This window comes from Pseudoalteromonas sp. S1612 (assembly GCF_005887175.1).
Taxonomy (GTDB): domain Bacteria; phylum Pseudomonadota; class Gammaproteobacteria; order Enterobacterales; family Alteromonadaceae; genus Pseudoalteromonas; species Pseudoalteromonas undina.
The window spans coordinates 1-4531 of sequence record NZ_PNDH01000068.1 but is presented as its reverse complement, the minus strand read 5'-3'; the positions used below and the strand labels follow the sequence as shown (position 1 = coordinate 4531).

The 4531-nt window shown below is 40.8% G+C and carries 5 protein-coding genes; all 5 read left to right on the top strand.

The genetic code is table 11. The features are described 5' to 3' along the window. Positions 1-612 precede the first annotated feature (612 nt). The 5 genes from petA to CWB78_RS17715 all read left to right on the top strand — a co-directional run bounded on the left by petA (position 613) and on the right by CWB78_RS17715 (position 4351). Complete coding sequence (gene petA, locus CWB78_RS17735; RefSeq protein WP_010390661.1) at positions 613-1203, top strand: ubiquinol-cytochrome c reductase iron-sulfur subunit; 591 nt, start codon at positions 613-615, stop codon at positions 1201-1203. After that, positions 1203-2468 (top strand): cytochrome b, encoded by a 1266-nt coding sequence (locus CWB78_RS17730; RefSeq protein WP_010390662.1) that lies wholly within the window; start codon positions 1203-1205, stop codon positions 2466-2468. Before petA ends, CWB78_RS17730 begins: the two co-directional genes overlap by 1 nt. Beyond that, the gene (locus CWB78_RS17725) at positions 2465-3208 is read left to right on the top strand and encodes a cytochrome c1 (RefSeq protein WP_041709186.1); all 744 of its coding nucleotides are present in this window, start codon (positions 2465-2467) and stop codon (positions 3206-3208) included. Before CWB78_RS17730 ends, CWB78_RS17725 begins: the two co-directional genes overlap by 4 nt. 79 nt (positions 3209-3287) lie before the next feature. After that, entirely contained in the window at positions 3288-3914 is a 627-nt protein-coding gene (gene sspA, locus CWB78_RS17720; protein ID WP_008110861.1) for a stringent starvation protein SspA, read from the top strand. Beyond that, entirely contained in the window at positions 3914-4351 is a 438-nt protein-coding gene (locus CWB78_RS17715) for a ClpXP protease specificity-enhancing factor (RefSeq protein ID WP_008110860.1), read from the top strand. Before sspA ends, CWB78_RS17715 begins: the two co-directional genes overlap by 1 nt. Positions 4352-4531: the final 180 nt, after the last annotated feature.

Genomic DNA, 4531 nt, shown 5'->3' with positions numbered 1-4531 from the left:
AGAATTCGCTTTAGAGTAGTGTGAAAGCAATTGGAAAAATCTAGGTAAATTAAGCTCTATGCCTAAACATGCACCCTACCCCACAAACCCGAACCCCGAACCCCGAACCCCGAACCCCGAACCCCGAACCCAGAAGCTTTCCCTTTACGACTAATGTCGACATTAGCTTGATCAGAATCGGCAAAGCATGCGTATTTATTGAACGAAAGCTTAAAAATGACCGACTAACGCAAAAAAAGTTAAATAATTATCGCAATTAGTTTAAATCCATCAGTTAATTGGTGAATTTTTTTGCTACAATTGGCGGGCAAATAAAGTGAATGAGTTTAATGTCGCCAAATTCAGTTGTTACTGTACTTAGTTGGTGAGATTGTACTTGTTTACAAATTGTTTTTACGGAAGCGATACTATAGTCATTTGGTTTCATACTCGAGCTTACTTAATCAACTATTTGAGCAAGTCAGGTTTATTCGAGCAGGAGGCTGTGAATAACCTTGTTTTAAACAAGGGTTTTAATTATGATCGTTTCTCTTTTAAAATTCGAAAAATTAACCTGCTGTAACTGATGTTCTCAATATAGCAAGTGTTGAGAATCATAGTGGAGATAAGTGGATGAGCAATGCGCCTGTAGACAATGGCCGACGTCGCTTTTTAACCATAGCTACCTCTGTTGTTGGTGGTGTTGGTGCGGCTGGGGCTGCTGTTCCTTTTATTGCGTCTTGGAATCCAAGTGAGCGAGCTAAATCTGCGGGTGCGCCTGTAGAAGTAGATATCAGCAAACTTGAGCCAGGACAATTAATACGTGTCGAGTGGCGTGGTAAACCTGTATGGGTTGTATCACGGACCCCAAAAATGCTTGAGCAGATGAAAGAACATGAAGGTCAACTTCGTGATCCGCAATCGCAAGAGCCACAACAATTAGAATCATCAACCAATGATTTCCGTTCATTACGCCCAGAGATTTTTGTCGCTGTAGGTATTTGTACGCATTTAGGTTGTTCACCTAGCTTTTTACAAGGTGGCTTTGGTGAGAAAGTGGAAGGGACTGATGACGGTTTTTACTGTCCATGTCACGGTTCTAAGTTTGATATGGCTGGCCGTGTATTCCAATCGGTACCTGCACCATTAAATTTAGAAATTCCACCATATACTTTTCTTGATGAGACCACTATTTTAGTGGGCGAAGAACAAGGGGTGGCCTAATGTTTGGTAAAATTGTTGAGTGGATAGACGACCGTATCCCAATGACACGTGTTTGGAACATGCACATTGCACAGTATCCAGCACCAAAAAACTTTAACTTCTGGTACTTCTTCGGCTCTCTAGCTATGTTAGTACTAGTAAATCAAATACTTACAGGTATTTGGTTAACGATGAACTATGTACCATCTGCTGAAGGTGCATTTGCATCAGTAGAATACATCATGCGTGATGTAGAGTACGGTTGGTTACTACGTTATTTGCATTCAACGGGTGCATCTGCGTTTTTCATCGTTGTTTACATGCATATGTTCCGTGGCATGATCTACGGTTCTTACCAAAAACCACGTGAGTTATTGTGGTTGTTCGGTATGTTCATTTTCTTAGCCCTAATGGCTGAAGCATTCATGGGTTACTTATTACCATGGGGCCAAATGTCGTTCTGGGGTGCACAGGTAATCATTTCATTATTCGGGGCTATCCCGGTTATTGGTGATGACTTAACACTGTGGATCCGTGGTGACTATGTAATTTCAGGTGCAACGCTTAATCGCTTCTTTGCATTACATGTAATTGCTTTGCCATTAGTTATTGTTATCTTAGTATTTTTACACATTGTTGCACTACACGAAGTGGGTTCTAATAACCCAGACGGTATTGATAACAAACGTAAAAAAGGAACTGTGGCTGAAGAAGATAAGCCTAAATTTAAGTTCCATGAATACTACACTGACAAAAAAGACATTATTGATGCGATTCCGTTCCACCCTTATTACACAGTAAAAGATATTGTGGGCGTGGTTGGTTTCTTAATCTTGTTCTGCTGGGTTGTGTTCTTTATGCCTGCTATGGGTGGCTTCTTCTTAGAAGCGCCAAACTTTGAAGCAGCTAACCCACTTAAAACACCAGAGCATATTTTCCCTGTTTGGTACTTCACGCCATTCTATGCAATCTTACGTGCAATCCCTGACAAACTAATGGGTGTTGCTGCAATGGGTGCATCAATTGTCGTGCTAGCATTATTACCTTGGATTGACCGTGGTTCGGTTCGTTCAGTTCGTTACCGTTGTGGTTTCCACAAATGGAACATTGCAGGTTTTGTTGTTACTTTCGTTCTTTTAGGTTGGGTTGGTGCTACACCACAAACTGATTTTAAAACGATTGTTTCGCAAGTCTGTACTGTGACTTACTTTATGTTCTTCGTACTGTTATTCGTTTACAGTAAGAATGAAAAAACTAAGCCATTGCCTGAGAGGTTAACGAAATGATGAAAAAGCTATTAATAGGTTTATTTGCTTTATCAGTAAACGTGTTACCTGCAATGGCGGCAGGCCCGTCAGTTCCTCTAATGGAAGCGGGTAACGATATATCTGATCAACCTTCTTTGCAGCGTGGCGCAAAGTTGTTCATGAACTACTGCCTTGGTTGTCACCAAATGCAGTATCAACGTTATGAACGTACTTTCCGTGACATTGGTATTCCAACAGAGATTGGTCAAGAGCAACTTATTTTTGATGGTTCAAAAGTGGGTGGTCATATCCTTAACGCGATGGCAAAAGAAGATGCTGCAAAATGGTTTGGTGCGGCTCCGCCGGATCTAACCAACGTTGCGCGTGTGCGTGGCAGTGATTGGATTTACACCTATTTAAAATCGTTTTACAAAGATGAATCTCGTCCGTTTGGCGTAAATAATACGTTATTCCCATCGGTGGGTATGCCACATGTTCTTCAAGAGTTGCAAGGTGTTCCTACTGCAATTACTGAAGAAGTAACAGTAGATGGTAAAACAACCACTCATATTACTGGTACAAAAACAGATGGTACGGGCGAATTAAGTGTAGATGAATATGACCAAGCAGTTCGTGATTTAACGAATTTCCTAGAGTATGTAGGTGAACCTACACGTCTCGAGTCGGAAGCGCTAGGTCTTAAGGTAATCGGATTTTTAATTATCCTATTTATCTTGGCATTTATGCTGAAGAAAGAATACTGGAGAGATGTTCATTAAGTTTGAACATATTTAAAGGTAATTTTGCAATAGGGGCTTAAGCCCCTATTGCTGTTTTAGTTATTTAATGGAGGTAGGCATGGCCGTAGCTGCCAATAAGCGCCCTGTAATGACCCTTTTTTCTGGTGCTAACTGTATGTATAGCCACCAAGTACGCATTGTACTTGCTGAAAAAGGTGTAAGTGTAGATATTCATATGGCTGAAAAGGATAACCTGCCAGAAGCACTTCACGAAATTAACCCTTACGGCACAGTGCCAACACTGATTGACCGTGAGCTTGGTTTATATCAGGCAAACATCATCATGGAATACCTTGATGAACGTTTTCCTCATCCTCCACTAATGCCTGTATATCCGGTCATGCGTGGTCGTAGTCGATTAATGATGCACCGTATTGATACTGATTGGTACAGCCTAGCTGAAAAAATCATTAACAACACCTCTGATGCGGCGCAAGCTCGTAAAGAACTTACCGAAGCATTGCTTGCAATAGCACCAATCTTTAGTGAAGCGCCTTACTTTATGAGTGAAGAGTTTAGCTTAGTTGATTGTTACTTAGCTCCACTGTTATGGCGTTTACCAGAGTTTGGTATTGAGCTTAATGGTGCAGGCTCTAAAGAACTTAAAGAGTATATGATCCGTTTATTTGAACGTGAATCATTCCAAGCTTCTTTAACTGAAGCAGAGCGTGAGATCCGTTTATAATGACTTCTAATCGTCCTTATTTACTACGCGCTTTTTTTGATTGGATTGTTGATAACGAATGCACGCCACACTTAGTGGTTAATGCTGACTTTCCTGCAGTGCAAGTGCCAACACAGTTTGTCCAAGATGGTCAAATTGTATTGAACATAAGCCCTTCGGCGGTTACGCAGTTTTCGTTAGATAATACTCAGCTTAGCTTTAACGCGCGCTTTGGCGGTCAGCCAATGCAAGTGTACGTGCCTTTAGGGGCTGTACTTGCAATATATGCACGTGAAAATGGCGAAGGCACAGTCTTTACTGCAGATGAGTTTTTAGAGGACGAAGACGATTTTGCTCCAGAGCTTGAAAGTGTCGATTCATCACCAGAGATAGTTGATGAAACGCCAGCTCCCAAGCCTGAAAAGAAAAAAGGCTCACATTTACGTGTTATAAAATAGCCCGTAAATGTTAGAAAAAAACCGCTTAATAAGCGGTTTTTTTATGTCTGTATGAAAATATTAGGTTAAAGGTTAAAGGTTAAAGGTTAAAGGTTAAAGGTTAAAGGTTAAAGGTTAAAGGTTTAAGGTTTAAGCGTTAATGTTAAATGTATTAAGTATGACCGAAGAAACAGCGACAGG

Excerpts from the sequence above, each read along its gene's own strand:
- CWB78_RS17715 (WP_008110860.1), top strand. The coding sequence starts at position 3,914 with ATGACTTCTAATCGTCCTTATTTACTACGCGCTTTTTTTGATTGGATT.
- CWB78_RS17730 (WP_010390662.1), top strand. The coding sequence starts at position 1,203 with ATGTTTGGTAAAATTGTTGAGTGGATAGACGACCGTATCCCAATGACA.
- petA (WP_010390661.1), top strand. The coding sequence starts at position 613 with ATGAGCAATGCGCCTGTAGACAATGGCCGACGTCGCTTTTTAACCATA.
- sspA (WP_008110861.1), top strand. The coding sequence starts at position 3,288 with ATGGCCGTAGCTGCCAATAAGCGCCCTGTAATGACCCTTTTTTCTGGT.
- CWB78_RS17725 (WP_041709186.1), top strand. The coding sequence starts at position 2,465 with ATGATGAAAAAGCTATTAATAGGTTTATTTGCTTTATCAGTAAACGTG.